At 67.3% G+C, this 18,523-nt stretch carries 16 protein-coding genes and 1 pseudogene; 3 read left to right on the top strand and 14 right to left on the bottom strand.

Annotated features, from left to right (window positions below):
* Positions 1-106 precede the first annotated feature (106 nt).
* The 12 genes from RM96_RS08235 to RM96_RS08290 form a co-directional block, all read right to left on the bottom strand.
* Positions 107-1,063: a PDR/VanB family oxidoreductase gene (locus tag RM96_RS08235; protein ID WP_039009593.1), complete on the bottom strand. Its 957-nt coding sequence runs from the start codon at positions 1,061-1,063 to the stop codon at positions 107-109.
* A 19-nt stretch (positions 1,064-1,082) separates the two neighbouring features.
* A complete protein-coding gene (locus RM96_RS08240; protein WP_039009595.1) occupies positions 1,083-2,057 on the bottom strand; it encodes a VOC family protein in 975 nt (324 codons plus the stop codon).
* Between the two features lie 23 nt (positions 2,058-2,080).
* A complete protein-coding gene (locus RM96_RS08245; RefSeq protein ID WP_039009597.1) occupies positions 2,081-3,559 on the bottom strand; it encodes an aldehyde dehydrogenase in 1,479 nt (492 codons plus the stop codon).
* A gap of 41 nt (positions 3,560-3,600) precedes the next feature.
* Complete coding sequence (locus RM96_RS08250) at positions 3,601-4,401, bottom strand: aspartate dehydrogenase (protein WP_039009599.1); 801 nt, start codon at positions 4,399-4,401, stop codon at positions 3,601-3,603.
* A gap of 14 nt (positions 4,402-4,415) precedes the next feature.
* The gene (locus RM96_RS08255) at positions 4,416-6,125 is read right to left on the bottom strand and encodes a thiamine pyrophosphate-binding protein (RefSeq protein ID WP_039009602.1); all 1,710 of its coding nucleotides are present in this window, start codon (positions 6,123-6,125) and stop codon (positions 4,416-4,418) included.
* Positions 6,118-6,921 (bottom strand): SDR family oxidoreductase, encoded by an 804-nt coding sequence (locus tag RM96_RS08260; RefSeq protein WP_039009604.1) that lies wholly within the window; start codon positions 6,919-6,921, stop codon positions 6,118-6,120. Before RM96_RS08260 ends, RM96_RS08255 begins: the two co-directional genes overlap by 8 nt.
* A gap of 5 nt (positions 6,922-6,926) precedes the next feature.
* Entirely contained in the window at positions 6,927-7,784 is an 858-nt protein-coding gene (locus RM96_RS08265) for an IclR family transcriptional regulator (RefSeq protein ID WP_039009606.1), read from the bottom strand.
* A gap of 38 nt (positions 7,785-7,822) precedes the next feature.
* A complete protein-coding gene (locus tag RM96_RS08270) occupies positions 7,823-8,359 on the bottom strand; it encodes a cupin domain-containing protein (protein ID WP_039009608.1) in 537 nt (178 codons plus the stop codon).
* 34 nt (positions 8,360-8,393) lie between these two features.
* Positions 8,394-9,167: an SDR family oxidoreductase gene (locus RM96_RS08275; protein WP_039009610.1), complete on the bottom strand. Its 774-nt coding sequence runs from the start codon at positions 9,165-9,167 to the stop codon at positions 8,394-8,396.
* Positions 9,160-10,221 (bottom strand): aromatic ring-hydroxylating dioxygenase subunit alpha, encoded by a 1,062-nt coding sequence (locus tag RM96_RS08280; RefSeq protein ID WP_039009612.1) that lies wholly within the window; start codon positions 10,219-10,221, stop codon positions 9,160-9,162. The genes RM96_RS08275 and RM96_RS08280 overlap by 8 nt, the downstream gene beginning before the upstream one ends.
* A 23-nt stretch (positions 10,222-10,244) precedes the next feature.
* Positions 10,245-10,565: a recombinase-like helix-turn-helix domain-containing protein gene (locus tag RM96_RS08285; protein ID WP_039009613.1), complete on the bottom strand. Its 321-nt coding sequence runs from the start codon at positions 10,563-10,565 to the stop codon at positions 10,245-10,247.
* A gap of 230 nt (positions 10,566-10,795) precedes the next feature.
* The gene (locus RM96_RS08290) at positions 10,796-11,689 is read right to left on the bottom strand and encodes an alpha/beta fold hydrolase (protein ID WP_052279388.1); all 894 of its coding nucleotides are present in this window, start codon (positions 11,687-11,689) and stop codon (positions 10,796-10,798) included.
* 600 nt (positions 11,690-12,289) lie between these two features.
* Between RM96_RS08290 and RM96_RS08295 the strand changes: the two genes are divergently transcribed.
* Both RM96_RS08295 and RM96_RS08300 read left to right on the top strand, forming a co-directional pair.
* Positions 12,290-13,390 carry a porin gene (locus RM96_RS08295; protein WP_039009615.1) on the top strand — a complete coding sequence of 367 codons (1,101 nt, stop codon included), beginning with the start codon at positions 12,290-12,292 and terminating at the stop codon, positions 13,388-13,390.
* A gap of 195 nt (positions 13,391-13,585) precedes the next feature.
* Positions 13,586-14,572 (top strand): Bug family tripartite tricarboxylate transporter substrate binding protein, encoded by a 987-nt coding sequence (locus RM96_RS08300; protein WP_039009617.1) that lies wholly within the window; start codon positions 13,586-13,588, stop codon positions 14,570-14,572.
* A 106-nt stretch (positions 14,573-14,678) separates the two neighbouring features.
* Here the strand turns inward: RM96_RS08300 and RM96_RS08305 are convergent, their stop codons facing one another.
* Together RM96_RS08305 and RM96_RS08310 are read right to left on the bottom strand one after the other, a co-directional pair.
* Positions 14,679-16,262, bottom strand: a complete 1,584-nt coding sequence (locus tag RM96_RS08305; protein WP_039009619.1) for a fatty acid--CoA ligase — start codon at positions 16,260-16,262, stop codon at positions 14,679-14,681.
* 69 nt (positions 16,263-16,331) lie between these two features.
* Positions 16,332-17,114 carry an SDR family NAD(P)-dependent oxidoreductase gene (locus tag RM96_RS08310; RefSeq protein WP_039009621.1) on the bottom strand — a complete coding sequence of 261 codons (783 nt, stop codon included), beginning with the start codon at positions 17,112-17,114 and terminating at the stop codon, positions 16,332-16,334.
* 307 nt (positions 17,115-17,421) lie between these two features.
* On the opposite strand from RM96_RS08310, the pseudogene RM96_RS08315 reads away from it, so the two are divergent.
* Positions 17,422-18,523: pseudogene (locus tag RM96_RS08315) on the top strand (mechanosensitive ion channel family protein); the annotation flags it as partial.

Here is an 18,523-nt window from a genome sequence, read left to right on the forward strand (position 1 = left end):
CGTGGATGAGGAAGTCGAGAATTGGCAGTGTGCTGGCTACGGCCTGCGCTGGCCCTCTCCCCCGCCCCTCTCCCGCGCGCGGGAGAGGGGAGAAACAATCGCGAAATTACAGGTCGAGCACCAACTTGCTGCCCTTGCAGCCGGATACGCAGACCATCATGGTCTTGTTGCTGGCGCGCTCGCTGTTGCTGAGCACGCTGTCGCGGTGGTCGGGGCAGCCTTCCAGCACGGCAGTCTCGCAAGAGCCGCATACGCCTTCGCGGCAGCTGTAGTCCATCTGCACGCCCGCGTCGAGCAGCGCGTCGAGCAGCGACTTGCCCGACGGCACCCTGACGATGGTGCCGGTGCGTGACAGCGACACGGTGTACTCGCCTTCCTGCACGGCCTCGGTCGACGGGTCGGCGGCAAAGCGTTCGATATGGACGTTCGGGTAGCCATGCGCCTCGCAGGCCGCCTCGAACGCCTTCAGCATCGGGCCGGGTCCGCAGCAGTAGAAATGCGTCTGCGCGTCCTGCCCCGCCAGCATGGCGTTCAGGTCGGGCGGTACGCCCGCTTCGTCGTCAAAGTGGAAGCGCACGGCGTCGCCATGGGCCGACAGCTCCTCGACGAACGCCGCCTCGGCACGCGACCGCGCGCAGTAGATCAGCGTGAACGACTTGCCCAGCTCGGCCAGACGGCGCGCCATGCAGACGATCGGCGTGACGCCGATGCCGCCGGCCACCAGCACGGTATGCGTGGCGCTCTCGTCCAGCGCAAAGTTGTTGCGCGGTACGCCCACCGTCAGCGTGGCACCCACGCGCAGCTGTTCGTGCACATAGCGCGAGCCGCCGCGGCTGCCACGGTCCAGCAGCACGCCCACGGTGTAGCGCTGGCGCACTTCCGGCGCGCCGCTCAGCGAATAGCTGCGCACCAGGCCATTGCCCAAATGCAGGTCGATATGGGCGCCGGGGCTGTACTCAGGCAGGGTCTTCCCGTCGGGATCTTGCAGTTCGATGCTGACCACGCCGCGCGCTTCAAAACGCATGGCCTGGACGCGCAGGGTCAGGGTCTGGTGGGCACTCATTGCTGCTTCCTTCGTTGCTTTAGCGCTTCTCGGTCAGGAACTTCCCTGCCGGGCCGCCCGCGTTCTTCTGGCGGCGGGTGTTGCCGTCGATGCCGCCTTCGATCGCCCACTCGGCGAACATGGTCGGGCCCGGCTCGAAGGCGCGCGGCTCCCAGTGTTCGTCGAGCTGGTCTTCGTCGGCGTAGTACTCGATCAGGCCGCCGGCCGGGTTCTTGAAGTACCAGAAGTAGGCCGACGAGATGGGGTGCCGGCCCGGGCCGAGCTGCGTATCCCAGCCCTTGCGCGATACGTGCATGCCGCCGCCGAAGACTTCATGGATGTCGCGCACGGTAAAGGCGACATGGTTCAGGCCGCTCTTCGGTTCCGGCAGCTGCAGCAGGAACAGGTCGTGGTGGCCGCCCTCGGGCGTGCAGCGCAGGAAGGCACCGCGGTCCGGGTAGCGGTCAGACGGCACGAAGCCGAACTTCTCGACATAGAAGCGCTCCGTGGCCTTTACGTCTTTCACGAAGAACACCACGTGGCCCACTTCGATCGGCGTGGCGTGGTCATAGATCGGGCTGCGCTGGTTCAGGCGCGGCTTCTCGTTCCACGTGTTCATCCGTGCGCATTCAACCTGCACATCATGCTTGCGCGTCACCTGGAATCGCACGGCCAGGCCGTTCGGGTCGGTGCAGCCGACGCGCAGCGTATTGCCCTCGCCTTGCTTCACGAAGCCCGGCGCGTCGGCAATCGCATCCGCGATGTGGTCCAGCGACGCCTGCGAGTCCACGCCCCAGACCACTTCGCGCAGCGTCGGGCCGGCCTCGATGGCGGGCGGCAGCGTGGCGTCGTCGATGCGGCGCACCAGCACGCGGCAGCCGTTGAGCGTTTCGAAGTCCAGGCCCTGCGCGTCGTCGCGCTTGATGGCCAGGCCCCAGTCGGAGAAAAAGCCACGGCAGGCGTCAAAGTCATCCGCGCCGTAGACGATCTCGTCGATCCCCAATACCTTGATCATTGCTTTGCTCCTGCCTGCCGGGTTCAGTGGTTGGCCCACGGCAGCGGTTGTTCGTTCAGGCCCCAGTACACGCTCTTCTGCTCCATGTACTGCAGGATGCCAAGCCGCCCCTTCTCGCGGCCCAGGCCGCTGTCGCGCCAGCCGCCGAACGGCGTCGCGATCGAGAACTGCTTGTAGGTGTTGATCCACACATTGCCGGCTTGCACGGCGCGTGCCACGCGCCAGGCGCGCTTGTAGTCGCGCGTCCAGATGCCGGCGGCCAGCGCGTAGACGCTGTCGTTGGCCTGCGCGATCAGGTCGTCCTCGTCGTCGAACGGGATCGCCACCAGCACCGGCCCGAAGATCTCTTCCTGGCAGGTGCGGGCGTTGTTATCCAGCCCTTCGATGATGGTCGGCGTGTAGAAATAGCCGTTGGGCAGGCCGGCCACGTCGGGACGCAGGCCGCCGGTGCGCAGCTGGCCGCCTTCATCGACGCCTGCTGCCACGTACGATTCGATGCTGTCGCGGTGACGATCGGTGATCAGCGGCCCCATCTGGGTGCGCTCGTCGGCCGGGTCGCCCACGCGCAGGTGCGCGGCGCCGGCCGCCAGGCGGTCGATAAAGGCCTCGTACTGCGAGCGTGCCACGAACAGGCGCGATCCCGCGATGCACGATTCACCTGACGAACTGAAGATGCCGTACAGCACGCCGTTGACCGCGTGGTCCAGGTCGGCGTCGTCGAACACCATGGTCGGCGACTTGCCGCCGAGCTCCAGCGACACCGGCATCATCTTGTCCGCGGCGATATGCGCGATGTGCTTGCCGGTGGTGGTGCCGCCGGTGAACGACACGCGGCGCACCAGCGGATGCTTGGTGATGGCGTCGCCGATCACCGAGCCCTTGCCCGGCAGCACGCTGACCAGGCCCCTGGGCACGCCAGCCTGTTCGCAGATGCGCGCCAGTTCCAGCGCCATCAGCGGCGTGACCTCGGCGGGCTTGACCACCACGGCATTGCCCGCGGCCAGCGCGGGGGCCATCTTCTGCGCCTCGCTGGCGATCGGCGAGTTCCACGGCGTGATCGCCGCGACCACGCCCATCGGCTCATACACGCTCATGGTCAGGCAGTCGCCGCGCTGCGGCGTGATGGTTTCCTCCAGCGTTTCGCAGGCGGCGGCAAAGAACTGGAACGTGCCGGCGGCGCTGGCCACCAGGGCGCGTGTCTCGCTGATCGGCTTGCCGTTGTCCAGGCGCTGGCGCTGCGCCAGGGGCTCGGCCTGGGCGCGGATCAGCTCGGCCACGCGGTACAGCACGGCGGCGCGCTCGTGCGGCTTGCGCTGAGCCCAGCCGCTGGTGAGGAAAGCCTGATGGGCACCCTGCACCGCCTCTTCCACGTCCGCCAGGCTGGCGGCGTTCAGTTCGGCCACTACTTCGCCGGTGGCCGGGTAGCGCGTGCCGTAGCGGTCGCCGGTCCCCAGGCGCCATTCGCCCGCGATACAGATGGGGAGTACTTCTTGCGTCTTCATTGTCGTTGCCTGCTAAGTCTGTGGGAGCGTGGCTGCCGGGGCTAGATCGATACCGCGTGGGCCCGGTTGCCCAGCGCGCGCACCACGCTGAACACCGTCAGCGCCGAAGTCTTGGGATTGGCCGCGAGCGGCTTGCCGCGCATGGTCAGCTCGAAGCCGCCAAAGGCGCCGCGCGCTTCCACGTGATGCACGTTCTCCACCGCATGCGGATCGGCCAGCAGCCTCACCGAGGTGCGATCCAGCCCGAGGCCGGCCAGCGAGACCGTCGCGGCCACGTTGGCGTTCTTGGGATAGAGGCGTGCCGCGTCGCGCGCCGTGCCTTCGAAGATCACGGTCGCCTCGGTCAGCGCGCCCAGGTCGAACAACTGCTCGGCCGGCGTGCCGGCCCAGGCCCGCGCCGGCTTGCGGCCGGTGTAGATGACCTCGTCCAGGCCGCCGACACGTGCCGCGGCGAGCGCGTCGATGGCGCCGATCGCGCCGGACAGCAGCTGCACCTGCGTGCCGCCACGGCGCGCGGCCGCTTCCAGCCGCTCGGCCATGCCGGGCTCCGACAGCGCACCCACCGACACCACCATGCACGGGATCCCGCGCTCCAGCGCCGGCACGATGTGCTCTTCCAGCGCATGGTGGCCGGCGCACTCGACCAGCAGGTCGGGGCGCTGGTCGTCCAGGTGCGTGGCCACGCGGGCGCCGGGCGCGAGCGCGGAGAGCGCGCCGCGGGCCTCGTCCATCGCGTTCTCCGGCACGATCACTACGTCGAAGGCGACGTCGGGATCGCTCTTGAGCAACTCGAGCACGCCCCGGCCGATCGCACCGCACCCAATCATGGACACATGCAGCATTTTTATGCTCTCCCTCAGGCGCTGATGGTGGCCTGTTCCGAAGCCGGGGTTTCCTTGTTCACCGGCGGGCCGGCAAACACGGTCTTGAAGCTGCCGATCGACAGCATGTCGATTTCCAGCAGGAACGGACCGGGCTCGATCGTGGCCTGTTCCAGCGCCGTGCCAACTTCCGCCAGGCTGCTCACGCGTGCGTGGCGCAACGACAGCGACCTGGCCAGCGTGGCGTAATCCGGCGTATGCAGGTCCACGTAGTGGCGGCGGCCGCCGTACTGCGCGTCCTGGATGTTCTTGATCACGCCGTAGCCCTTGTCGTTCATCAGCACGATGACCATGTCGGCGCGTTCCTGCACGGCGGTGGCCAGTTCACCCAGGTTCAGGATGAAGCCGCCGTCGCCGGCCAGCGTGAAGGTCTTCTTGCCCGATGCGGTCGCCGCGGCGCCGATCGCGGCGCCGATGCCCATCGCCAGGCCCTGGCCGATGCCGCCGCCCAGCGCATGCACGCCGGCGCGCGAATCGAAGATGCGCAGCTGGCGGTTGCCCCAGGTGCTGTTCGACACGGTCACGTCGCGCACCCAGTTGAAGTTGCGGCCCACTGCGCCTTGCAGCGCCTGCACCAGCGCCGAATACGGGCCGAGGCCATCGACCAGGCCATTGACGGCGACGTCGTGCGCGCGGCGCAGGTCGGCGGCGAAGGCCGGATCGACCTTGATGCGGCCTTCCAGGCGGTCTGCCAGTGCATCCAGCGCCAGCGCGGCGTCGCCGCTGACAAAGTAGTCGCTCTGGTAGCAGCGGCCTTCTGCGGCCGGATCGGCGTCGATGCGCAGCAGCGGGCGCGGCAGCTTCAGTTCGTACTTCAGCGTTTCATTGCCGCGCAGGCGCGAGCCCACCACCAGCATTGCGTCGCAGGTCTGGTAGAAGTTCTCGACCGGCTTGTGCAGGTTGAAGGCGCCCAGCGAGCGGGGATCGTCTTCCGCCACGATGCCGCGGCCCTGCGTGCTGGTGACCACGCCGAAGCCGAGGTCCAGCAGGCGCTGCACTTGCTTGCTGGCGTGACGGGCACCGCCGCCCAGCCACAGCAGCGGACGCTTCGCTTTGACCAGGCGCTCGGCCAGCGCGTCCAGCGCGTGCGCCGACGGCACGTGCTGCGGCACCGGCAGCGGCTGCAGGTCGGCCGGCATGTCGATCAGCGCGGCCTGGATGTCGATGGGGATCTCCACGCTGACCGGGCCCGTCGGTGCCGTCAGCGCGGTCTGCACGGCCAGCTTGATGGTGCTGATGGCGGTATCGGCGCTGCGGATGCGGAAGGCGGCCTTCGACACGGCCTTCAGCATGGTGAGCTGGTCCGGCGCTTCGTGGATATAGGCGAGGCTCTGGTCGAGGTACGGCGTCTCGATCTGGCCGGTGATATGCAGCATCGGCGTGCCGGCGGTCAGGGCTTCGACCATGGCGCCGGCGGCATTGCCCGCGGCGGTGCCGGTGCTGGTCAGGCACACGCCCAGGCCGCCGGTGGTGCGGGCATAGGCGTCGGCCATATTGGTGCCGCCCGCTTCGCCGCGCGCCGGCACGAAGCGGATCTTGCCGCGCTCACCCATGGCATCGAGGATCGGCATGTTGTGGATCGAGATCACGCCGAACGCGGCCTTGACGCCGCACTGCTCGAGAAACGCCGTGATGGCGCAGCCCACGGTGACCTGCTGTTGTTCGTACTGTGGTTGATTAGGCATGACGGGAGTGTCCTCCGGAGATATCGATATGGCTGCCCGTGGTGTACGAAGACAACGGCGAGGCAAGGAACAGGATGGCGCGGGCTGCCTCGACAGGCAGGCCCAGGCGGCCAAGGGGAATATGTTTCTGCTGGGCCAGGCGCGCGGTCCAAGCGGCCCAGTCGAGGTGGCGGTCTTCTTCGGGGCGCGCCTCGAAGCGGCGGCGCCACTGGCCCGATTCGACCAGCCCGATCAGGATGCCGTTGACGCGGACACCCATGGGCGCGAACTCGGTGGCCATCGAGCGCACCAGGTTGAGCACGCCGGCGCGCGCGGCGGAAGTCGCCACCATGTGCGGCTCCGGCTGCTGCGCGAGCAGCGAGTTGACGCAGACAACGGCGCCCTGGCCCGATTGCTCCAGCTGCGGCAGGAACGCGCGCGTCGGGTGGATCACGGAGAAGAACTTGAGCTGCAGTTCTTCCATCCAGGCCGCGTCCTCGGTGTTCGCGAAGGTGGACACGCGGCCCTGGCCGGCGTTGTTGACCAGCATGTCGACATTGCCCAGCGTGGCCTGCACGGCGGCGGCAAAGGCAGCGACCTGTTCAGGCTTGAGCACGTCGCAGGTGGCCGCATACAGCCGGCAGCCCGGATACGTTTCGCGCAGGCGCGCTTCGGCACTGCGCAGGCGGGCTTCATCGCGGCCACACATGGCGACGGAAGCGCCCGCATCGAGCAGCAGTGCGACGGTCGCCAGCCCGATGCCGGAGGACCCGCCGGTGACGACGGCAACCATGCCGTCGAGTTCAATCATGGACATTGTCCTCACTCCCGATACAGATTCACTACCTTGCGGCCGGTGCCTTGCGGCGACGGGCGGTAGTCGAGCAGGCGCGACAGCTCGCCCGCGGTATGCCTGACCTTCTCCACCATCACGTCGAGCTGTTCCGGATCGATATGCGCGGCCGGGATGGTGGCGCCCAGCGCCGCCACCACCTTGCCGCTGCGATCGCGCACCGGCGCCGCGATGGTCGAGATGCTGGCTTCGAAGAAGCCTTCCTGCAGCACGTAGCCACGCTGGCGGTCGTGCTGGACGATCTCGTGCAACTCGCCGACGGTGCGCGGCGTGTTTTCGGAGAACACTTCCAGCTGCGCCTCCGGATACAGGCTGCGCAGTTCGTCCAGCGACAGGTCTTCCAGCAGCACGCGCCCCAGCACCGTGGCATGCGCCGGCAGGCGCGTGCCCACATTGACGGAACTCGCGAACGGGCGCGGCGACACGGCCTTGGCCACATACACGATCGAGCGCCCGTCACGCACCACCAGGTTGGTGGGGTAGCCGATCTCGTCGCGCAGCCGCTCCAGCAGCGGGCGGCCCAGCTCGGTCAGTTCCAGCGACGCGAGGAACTCGAACCCGAGCCGCAGCACCGCCATGCCGAGCCGGAAATCGCGGCCGCCGTCTGCACGTTCGACAAAGCCCATCATTTCCAGCGTGGCCAGCAGGCGGAACACGGTGGAGCGCGGCACCTTCAGCCGGCGCGCCAGTTCCGCTGCAGACATCGTGCGTTCCTTGCTGCTGAACTCGCCCAGCAGGCGCAGCCCGCGCTCCAGGCCCGGGACGATGTACTTGTCCGGGGTCTCGCTGGCGGCGGCTTGCGTGGTCGGCAGAGCGATGGTGTTCATGGCTTCGGTGCTTGCTGGAGGACGGGCTGTTGCCGGCATCAACGCTTGATCTTCGAGAGCGGGTGCTCGGGCGGGTACGTCGGCGTGACCGGCTTCTTGGCGCCGAGCATCACGCACATCAGCGCGTCTTCTTCGCCGATGTTGATTTCCTCGCGGTAGACACCCGGCGGCACCGAGACCAGGTCACGATCGGTCAGGATGGTTTCGTAGCGCTCGCCGTCCTTTTCCAGGATCAGCTTGACCTTGCCGCGCAGGATGAAGAACACCTCTTCCACATCGGTGTGGATATGCGACGGACCTTCATGGCCGGCCGGGATGATCATCGTAGAGAAGGTGAAGTTCTCGCTCGGCACGGTATTGGTATCCGCGGACACGCCGGTGCCGCCGGTACCCAGGTAGCGCATCTGCGCGCGACGGTACTTGGGATCATGGTCGGCCTGGAATTTCAGCGCGTCCCAGTCGTACTTGCGCGTGGCGAAGCGCGCGACGCGGCTTTCCATCCACTGGTCGAACGAGGCGCCGTCCGGTTGTTCCCAGGAACGCTTGATGTTGGCTTGTTGGGAAAGATCGCTCATTTGGATTCCTTCTGTTTTCAGTGGATCAGTTGGATCAGTGCATGACAAAGCCGCCGTTGACCGCCAGCGTCTGGCCGGTCACGAAGCGGGCGAGGTCGGAGAGTGCGAACAGCACCGCGCCGCAGACATCGTCGGGCAGCTGTTCGCGCGAAATCGCACGCTGCTCGCGATACAGGTCGTGCCGGTGCTGCGGCACGTATTCGGTGGCTTCCACCAGCGTCAGGCCCGGGGCCACCGCATTCACGGTGATCTGGTCGCGGCCCAGCTCACGCGCCAGCGAACGGGTCATGCCGATGATGGCGCTCTTGCTCGCCACGTAGGCCAGCAGGTTGGGCGCGCCCCACAGCGGCGTGTCCGACGCCAGGTTGACGACCGCGCCGCGGCCGCTGGCGCGCAGCGCCGGCAGGCAGGCCGTGGTCATCAGCCAGGTGCCGCGCACGTTGACGTTCATCACGCGGTCCCAGGTGGCGATGTCGATGGCGGCGGCGTCGCGGCCACCCGAGTCGGTCACGGCGGCGTTGTTGACCAGGCCGTCAAGTCCGCCGAGGGCCTTGACGGCTGCGTCGGCACAAGCCTGCACCGAAGCCGGATCAGACAGGTCGAGCGTGACCGGCACCACCTTCAGTCCGCGTGCGCGCAGCGCATCGGCTTCCTGCTGCAGGCGCTCGGCCAGGATGTCGGCCATCGCCACCGAGGCGCCCGCCTCGGCCAGCGCCTTGACAAAGGCCAGGCCGAGTCCGCGCGCAGCGCCGGTGACCAGCACCTTGCGGCCGGCCAGCAGCGTGTTCTTGGAAATTGCCTCAGGCATGGCTGGCGGCTCCGGCGGGTTGGATCATGGCGACCGGCTCGTCGGCGATCTCCTGGTCGGCGCGGCGCTTGAGCAGACGGCGCACGCGCGTGATGCCGGCATCGTGCTGGTACAGCATCTCGTGATCGCGCGCGTTCGGCGCCATCATTTCGAGCACCACGCGGTCCTGCTCCAGCACGTCCCAGTGCAGCTGCTCCAGGCGGTTGCGATACAGGAAGCGCCACACGTCGCGTTCCCAGCCCTGCACGTGGCGGGTGCGCCAGAAGAACACCATGCAGTGGTCCTCATCCACCGGCGTAGCCATGCCGACGATGCCGAACGGGCCGCCGGGGCCGACGCTGGCGCGGTACGGAATGGCCAGGCGCAGCCACAGCGTGCCGGTCTCGCCGAATTCCACCCAGTCGAAGTTGACGCCGCGCTGGCCGGTCTTCTCGAACACCAGGCCGTGCTCGGTCTCGCGGACCTGCATCACGGCGGACTTCTCGCCGCTGGCCATCGAGTGCGAGACCGCGTGCAGGTAGGCGCCGTGCATCGGGTCCATGACGTTGTCGATGGCGTAGCGGTAGTTGCAGTCCCAGTGCGCCACGCACAGGAAGTTGCTGTGTTCTTCGCTGACCAGCTCTTCCGGCAGGCGCAGTTCGTCGGGGCTGCCCTCGCCTTGCGGGGCCTGGTCGCCAAACCACAGGAAGATCGCGCCGGCCTTTTCCTGCACCGGGTAGCTGCGCACGCAGGTGCGGCCTTCCAGCGGGCAGCTTTCGACGGCGGGCACGCTCTTGACCTGGCCGTCGCCGCCCACTTCCACGCCGTGGTACCAGCAGGCGACGCGGTCACCCAGGTTCCAGCCCATCGACAGGCGCGCGCCGCGGTGCGGGCAGCGGTCTTCCAGCGCGTGGACCTCGCCGGCGCCATCGCGCCACAGCACGATGTTCTGGCTCAGGCGGGTGATGCCGATCGGCGCATGCGTGACCGCCCAGGAGGCGGCCACCGGGTACCAGTAGTTGCGCAGGCCGGTGTTCAGGCGGGCTTCTGCGCGGGCTTGCTTGTTCGATTCCATGTTGTTCTCGCTGTCGACGCGGTTCAGGCGCCCAGGCGGCGCATTTCGGAGAGGAAGCGCTCCTCGGTCCAGGCCTGGCCGTCGGCGCTCAGGAAACTGGAGGCATTGAAGGCGCGCACGATATCGGCCGGGTTCCGGGCGCCGCCTTCGAAGGCCGCTTCCAGCGCATCACCCAATGCGTTCTCGTAGGCGCTCGGCGCGGCGGCCCGGGTCTGCCAGACGATATTGGCGACCTTGCCCGGCTGCTCGATATGGCCCTTGCCGGCAACGTTGTTCGGAGCCGGGCGCTCCCAGGGGACCAGGTTCGGGTTGTACGAGAGGCTCTCCATTGCGCTTTGCTCCATGTCTGCTTTTGCGGGGACACCGGGGTTTCATCGCGCCGCGGACATCGTGAATCTTGCGGCGTTTTGTTTTACCAATGAAACGGTGGTTTAGATATTGAACACAGATACGACTATAGACAACGACAGCTGAAAAATAGACTGGGGTTAACCCGCGAAATGCGCCGCGATTTGAACGGCAACGGGTGAAAATGCAGCAAGCGGCAGGCCGGCGCGGCTCGCCGCTTGTGCAATCAGGCTGCGCCGGGGGGAAGCGCCGCGGCGATCAGGCGCGCCGTGGCGCCGGACTGGTCGATATAGCAGGCGTGGCCGGCGTCGGGCACCATCGCGAACGGCAACCCGAAACGCTCTGCCAGTGCTCCACAGGCGAGCGGCGTGGTCACGATGTCCTGTACGCCGCAGGCAATCTGCGCCGGCAGCCCACCGGGACGGCGCGCCAGATAGGCGTTGATGTCGTCGCCGCACAGCATGGCCACCGCCTGCCGGTAACCATCGGCCCGCAGCCGCTGCATGTTCCAGTGCACCCAGGCCTGGGCGCTCTCGCTGGCGGTCTGGCCGAGCAGGCGGGTCGGGCCGCGCTGCGCCAGCCCGTCTACGCCGAGCGAAGCCAGCGCATCGAGCCGTTGGCGGGAAACCTCGCGCGACTTCTCCTCATTCCCGGCCGCCCCGTAGCCCTGGGCCACGCTGAGCAGCAGCAACCGCTCGGGCAGGCAGTCCGGCCCGGCCTGTGCCACGAAGGCCGCAGCCATCAGCGCGCCCAGCGAATGGCCGACGACCAGGTCGGGGCAGACGCCCAGTGCGTGGAGCATTCCTTCCAGCCGCTGCGCGTAGTCCGACGCCTTCGGTTCCGCCTGTGGCAGCGGGGTGGAGTTTCCGTAGCCCGGCGCATCCCACGCAATCACTCGCGCGCGCGCCGCCAGCAGGCTCGCGCAAGGCAGCCACGATGCCGCGCCGGAACTGATGCCATGCAACAGCACGATCACCGGCCCCTGGCTGCCGCCGCTGCGGTAGCTCACGCGGGCGCCATCGGGTCCGGCTTCGACCGAGCGCTCCGCAAACCCGCTGTCGAGGGCGGCCAGCATCTCGTGCGATGGCATCGGCGGAAAATTGCGGCTTATTTGTTCCATATATGAAACCTTAGTTATTTCATAAAACTTTTCGAATATAGAGGCTGCAGCGGACAGGTGTGATCAGGGTTAACGATCAATCTGCAATGCAGCCGTGCCCGGCTGCGCTGATGCGCCCTGATTCCGGCATCGTTCCTGCGCGCCTGCCGGCAAACCCCGAAACGTACGTCCCGCATGGCTTTCTGGTGCATCGGTTGATATTCGTGGCCGTCCATCCCAGCCGGGAAAGGCATTTCAGCGGCATGCGGCACCAGGCGCATTTCGCCTGGCGCGGCCCCTGCCTGCCTCGTCGCTCGGCGGCATCACTAGGGATAACCCTCCTCTCTCCTTCGCGTCAGCGCCGCTATATTTTGCCTTAACGTTTCTTATGTTGTTCGTTGTTTTATATATGAAACGCAAAAGAGGCTGACAGAGCGCATAGACGAAAAACAGCCCAGCCAGCCGGGGCGCCTGCCGGCGCCAGCTGAACAGAGCCTGACAGGACAGGAGGAAACCCCGCACCAGAGCATGACGCCACAACCGGGCGCCAGGACGTTAGGGCCCCCACATACACAACGAGCCAAAAAAGATTAGAAGACGGAACCAACAAGGAAACGGTAGATGAAACTTGCAAGATTTGCTGCGGGCGCTGCGGGCGTCCTGGCAGCGGCCCCCCTGCTGGTCTCGGCGCAGGCGGTCACGCTGTATGGCGTGGTCGACACCGGCGTCGAATATGTGAGCAACGTTGGCGCCGCTGGCCACGGGCTGGTGCGCATGCCCAACCTGACCGCGACGGTCCCCTCGCGCTGGGGCCTGCGTGGCACCGAAGACCTGGGCGGCGGCCTGAAGAGCATCTTCGTGCTGGAATCGGGCTTCTCGCCTGACTCCGGCACGTCCAATCAGGGCGGCCGGCTGTTTGGCCGCCAGGCGCTGGTCGGCCTGACCAACCAGTACGGCCAGGTCTCGTTCGGCCGCCAGTACACGATGCTGTTCTGGGCCACGCTCGACAGCGATATCCTGGGCCCCAACGTGTACGGCTCAGGCTCGCTCGACAGCTACCTGCCCAACACCCGCGCCGACAATGCGGTCTCCTACAAGGGCAATTTCGGCGGCCTGGTCCTCGGCGGCACGTACAGCTTCGGCCGTGATTCGGTCAACGCGGGCCCGAGCCCGTCCGGCACCAATTGCGCCGGCGAGAACCCGGCCGACAAGAAGGCCTGCCGCGAGTGGTCCGCCATGATCGGCTACGACAACAAGACCTGGGGTGTCAGCGCTGCCTATGACTCGCAGCGCGGCGGTCCGGGCGCGTTCGGCGGCCTCACCAACAGCAACCTGACCGACGACCGTCTCTCGCTCGGCGGCTACATGCTGCTGGAGCGCACCAAGATCGGCGCGGGCTGGATCCGCCGCGACAACGAAGGCAGCCCCACCCCGCTCAGCGACCTGTACTACGCCGGCGTGTCCCACGACATCACGCCCGCCGTCAACCTGGCCGGCCAGGTCTACTACCTGAAGTATCACGGCAGCGACAACAAGGCCATGCTGTATGCGCTGCGCGCGATGTACAGCTTCAGCAAGCGGACCTCGGTCTACGCCACCGCCGGCTACATCAACAATGGCGGCCAGCTCGCCATGTCGGTCAGCGGCGGCTCGGCGGGTTCGAACCCGAAGCCGGGCGGCAACCAGTTCGGCACCATGGTCGGCATCAAGCACATCTTCTGAAGAGAAGGTCAGCATGCCGGCGCGGCGGGTGGCAGCAGCCACCGCCCGCCGCGCCGGCGGCAAACCATCCCCTGGCACAACTCCGATTGCGGTGCATTCCCTGAATTCTCCCGCCCGCCGGCTGCATCCATCACTAGCCAATTCGTTCGCGCGCAAGCACTGCGCCGGACACATCGTTTTCCAGAGGTTCTCCACATGAAACCTGCACGCTGCAAAGTCCTGGCCACCCTCGGCGCCGCCACTGCCCTGCTCGCCGCGGGCACTGCCCTGGCCCAGGGTGCCTACCCCAACAAGCCGATCACCATCGTGGTTGCCTACCCGGCCGGCGGCGACGTCGACGTGCTGGCGCGCCTGTTCGCCGAAAAGCTCGGCACGCGCCTGAAGCAATCGGTGGTGGTGGAAAACCGCACCGGCGCCGCCGGCACCATCGGCAGCGCCTACGTGGCACGCGCCAACCCGGACGGCTACACGCTGCTGGTGGCCCCCAATACCGTCGCCATCGCGCCGCTGGTGCTCAAGGCCGGCACCGGCGCCAGCTATGACGTGCAGCACGACTTCACGCCGGTCTCGCAGATCGGCACCCAGTCGCTGTTCGTGGTGGTGAACAAGGGCAGCGGGATCACCAAGGTGAGCGACCTCGTGGCGCGCGCCAGGGCCGGCAAGGTCGAAACCTATGCCACGCCGGGTAATGGCTCGCCCATGCACATCATGGGCGAACTGTTCAACAAGTCGGCCGGGGTCAAGATCAACCAGGTGCCCTACCGCGGCCTGGCGCCCGCCATCGTGGACGTACTGGGCGGCCAGGTGCCGGTCACGTTCGTCACCTATGGCGCGGTCGCGCAGTACGTGGGCAACGGCAGCCTGGTGCCGCTGGCCGTGGCCGGCCTGAAGCGTTCGCCGTTCGCACCCAACGTGCCGACGCTGGCGGAACTTGGCTACAAGGATGTCGAGATCGGCGCGTGGCAGGCCATGCTCGGTCCGAAGGGCATGCCGCCTGAAATCGTCCGCACGCTCAACACGCATATGAACGAGATCCTGAAGATGCCTGACGTGATCGCCCGCATGGCGACGATTGCCGTGACGCCGGCCGGCGGCGACCCGGCTGCGCTGTCGAAGCTGATCGCCGCGGATACCACGCGCTATACGAAGATCGTGAAGGAGTTCGGGATTCAGGCGGATTGAATTGAGGCAGGCTGCATGATAGAAGGCCCGGCTCCCTCACGGGAGACCGGGCCCTCTGCACTTCGGCGCCACGTGCCATGTAATCGGCATGAGCAACCAGGACGCATCAGTTCACTCGCCGCCCCATCCCCTCCCAGTACGGCTCACGCAACTTCCGGCGCAACAGCTTGCCCGAAGGATTCCGCGGCAAGGCATCGACAAAATCGATGCTCTTGGGGATCTTGAACCCCGCCAGCCGCTGCCGCGCCCACGCCACGATGCTGTCGTGGTCGGCCGCCTGGCCGGGCTTGAGCACGATGATCGCCTTCACCGCCTCGCCCCACTTCTCGTCGGGCACGCCGATGACCGCCACGTCCGCTACCTGCGGATGCTCATAGATGGCGCTCTCCACTTCCGCGGGATAGACGTTCTCGCCGCCGCTGATGATCATGTCCTTGACGCGGTCGTGGATGTACAGATACCCGTCGGCATCCGTGTAGCCCGCATCGCCGGTGCGCAGCCAGCCCTCTGCGTCGATGGCGCGCGCGGTTTCCTCGGGCTGCTTCCAGTAGCCGGCCATATTGTGCGCGGAGCGGATCACCACTTCGCCGACTTCGCCCGGCGCGAGCTCACGGCCTTCATAGTCGACCACCTTCAGCTCCACGCCCGGCAGCGGCTTGCCGGCGGCGCGCATGCGGGGCACTTCTTCGGTGGTGTGATCTTCCGGCGGAAGTGCCACGATGGTGCCGGTGGTCTCGGTCATGCCGTATTGCTGCACGAAGCCGCAGCCGAACACTTCGATGCCTTCACGCAGCAGCGCCGCGGGAATCGGTGCCGCGCCGTACAGCAGGTACTTCAGCCGCGAGTAGTCGACTTGCCGCGCACGCGGATCGCGCAGCACGATCTGCATCGCGGCCGGTACCATGAACAGCTTGCTGATGCGCTCGTGCTCAATGAAATCGAGCACCGTGCGTGGATCGAACTCGCGCGCCACCACGCCCCTGGCGCCGGACAGCAGGTTGCGCAGGCCCCAGCCGGAGCCGCCGATATGGGCGACTGGCATCGCCACCAGTGAAATATCGTCCGCAGTCCAGTGCGACCACGGGATGGTCTCGCGCTCGCTGACCTCAGTGCCGATGATCAGGTTCCGATGCGTCAGCATCGCGCCCTTGGGCCTGCCGGTGGTGCCCGAGGTATAGAGCTGCAGCACGACATCGTGCGCCTCGGGCCGATGGGCGGGCGGCGTGGCCGGCCAGGCGTCGCGCCACTCGGTGTAGGCCTGCCAGTCGCCCTGCTCCGCGCCGGCTTCCATGGCGACGACCTTGCGCACCATCGGCAGCGACGGCAGCAGATTTCTCACCATCGCCGCGGACTCGGCGCCGACGAACAGCAGCACGGCATCGCAGTGGCCGGCGATGAATTCCACCTCGGGCGGCGCCAGCCGCCAGCTGACAGGCGTCATCACCGCGCCGGTCTTGCCGGCGGCCAGCAGCAGCTCGAAGTAGTGATCGCTGTTCTTGCCGATATAGCCGATGCGGTCGCCCGGGCCGACGCCCGCCGCGACAAGCGCCTGCGCGGCCCGGTCGGTATTGCGGTCGAGCCCGGCGTAGGTGGTCTGCCTGCCTTCGAACGAGTAGGCCACGGCATCGGGCCTGAGGCTGGCGAAATGACGCAGTGCGTGAGGCAGGGTCGTCAGGTAGCTGAAATCCATCCGCGTCTCCTGGATTGTTGGCGTGGCGCGGCCCGGCAGATCCGGGCCTGCGCGAAGACTGCTATGCCTTCAGCGCGGCGCCATGCGGATGGCGCCGTCCAGGCGCACCGCTTCGCCATTGAAATAGCCGTTGCGGCACATCTCCAGCGCGAGCGAGGCAAACTCGTCGGGCTGGCCGAGACGCTTGGGGAACGGCACCGATGCGGCCAGCGCGGCCTTGACGTTCTCGGGCGCGCCCTGCAGCAGCGGCGTATTGAAAATGCCCGGCAGGATGGTGTTGACGCGAATGCCTTCGCCCGCCAGGTCACGCGCGATCGGCAGCGTCATGCCGACCACGCCGGCCTTGGATGCGGAATAGGCGGCCTGGCCCATCTGGCCGTCCTGTGCCGCGACGGACGCGGTGTTGATGATCACGCCGCGGTCGCCGTCGCGTTGATCGAGCGTCAGCATGCCCGCCGCCGAACGCGCGATGCAGCGGAAGGTGCCGATCAGGTTGATCTGGATGATCCGCTCGAAGGCATCGGACGGGAAGAACTTGATCTGGTCCGGCGCCTCCTTGGCACGCGACGCGGTCTTGAACGCATTGCCCGTGCCGGCGCAGTTGACCAAGATGCGCTCCTGGCCGATGGCCGCGCGGGCCCTGGCAAAGCCGGCCTCGACATCGGACTCCGAGGTCACGTTGACCTGGCAGAACACGCCGCCGATCTCGCGCGCCAGCGCTTCGCCCTTTTCGGCGTTGAGGTCGAACACCGCGACGCGAACGCCGTGTGCTGCCAGTGCGCGTGCCGTCGCTTCGCCCAGTCCCGAGGCGCCGCCGGTCACCACTGCCGATACCGATGCATTGAGTTCCATGCCGTCTTCCTTGTGTTCTCGTGCAGGCTTACGCGCGGGATTCGCGGCGCTGCCAGCCGTTGTGACAGGGCCGGCGCACGCGCAGAAAAGACGCATGCGCCGGAGTGGGTCGAGATTCGTGGATCGGACGTTCTCACGCATCGTCGGAAGCGACGAATGCAGGGATAAGGCACTTTCGGGCGCGCCGGCGCGGCCCGAATCAGCAGCTGGGGAGGGGCCAATGCGCTACAGTGTCGCGCATAGACGGCGACATTCCGCGCCGCGGCGGATTGCCGGACGTCCGCCAGCCGGCGCGGCCCGAGAGCCTATGCACAAAACCAAATCCGACGCCCCCGTTTTGCTCCGGCTGTGCAGCTGGCTGCTGCTGGCCTTCCTGCTGGTCCAGCCTGCGCTGGCCGCGGCGGCCAATCCACTGGCCGCCGCGGTGCAGCATGCCGAAGCCAGGCCGCCAGCGGCGAGCGAGCCCCTGGCTCAGTCACTCGACCAGGTCATCGGGACCCTGCAGAACGACACGCAGCGCAAAGCGCTGGTCGACCAGTTGCAGGTGCTGCGCCGCGGGCTGGACGCATCGGCCGCGGCGCCCGCCGCACCGGCATCCGCGCCCGGCCTGATCGGCGCCGTCGCGCAGGCGCTCGACGAGGTGGATACCCACCTGCGCAAGGACCACGGCCCCTGGCACTACTGGCGCTGGCGCACGCAGTTCGCCGCCGAGGAATGGCGCGCCGGGGTGACCATGAACGGCACGCGCGCTGCACTGGTTTCGCTGCGCGAGTTCGCTACCGTGATCGTGGGCTGGGCGCTGTGCGGATGGGTCTTGTGGGAGATCGGACACCGCATCCGCCTGCGTCACATGACTCAGCCACAGCGCAGCCTGCCGGAGCTGCCTTCCTGGATCGACGTCGGTATCTATATGCTGCGGCGGATCGTGCCGTGGATCGTGGCATTCGGGCTGACGATACTGCTGGCCTACCGAGCCTTCTCCCAGTCTCCGGCCAGCGTTGCCGGGGTACTGGTGGCCTATGCTATCGTGGCCGGCGCCCTCGCATCGGCGGTCAGCCAGGTCATCTTTGCGCTGTTCCGGTCGGCCCATCGCAGCCTTGCGGTGCGCCAGCTGCTGACGCATTCGCGCATGCTGCTGTTCTGCACCGGCGCACTGGCCGCGCTGGGCAACAGTGCCACCGACAGCCGCGTGATTGCCGTGCTCGGCACCAACCTGTGCGCCCTGGTCTCGACCATTGCCAATATCGGCGCGGCACTGCTGATCGGCGTGTTCGCGCTGCGCTTTCGCCGGCAGATCGGGCAACTGATCAGCCAGCGGCCGCTGGAATTCCGGCAAACCCACCCCGCCATGACCGATCTGCTGCGCCTGGCCGGACAGTCCTGGCACCTGCCTGTGCTGGCGGTGGTGG

Source organism: Cupriavidus sp. IDO (assembly GCF_000812465.1).
In the GTDB taxonomy this organism is placed as follows: Bacteria; Pseudomonadota; Gammaproteobacteria; order Burkholderiales; family Burkholderiaceae; genus Cupriavidus.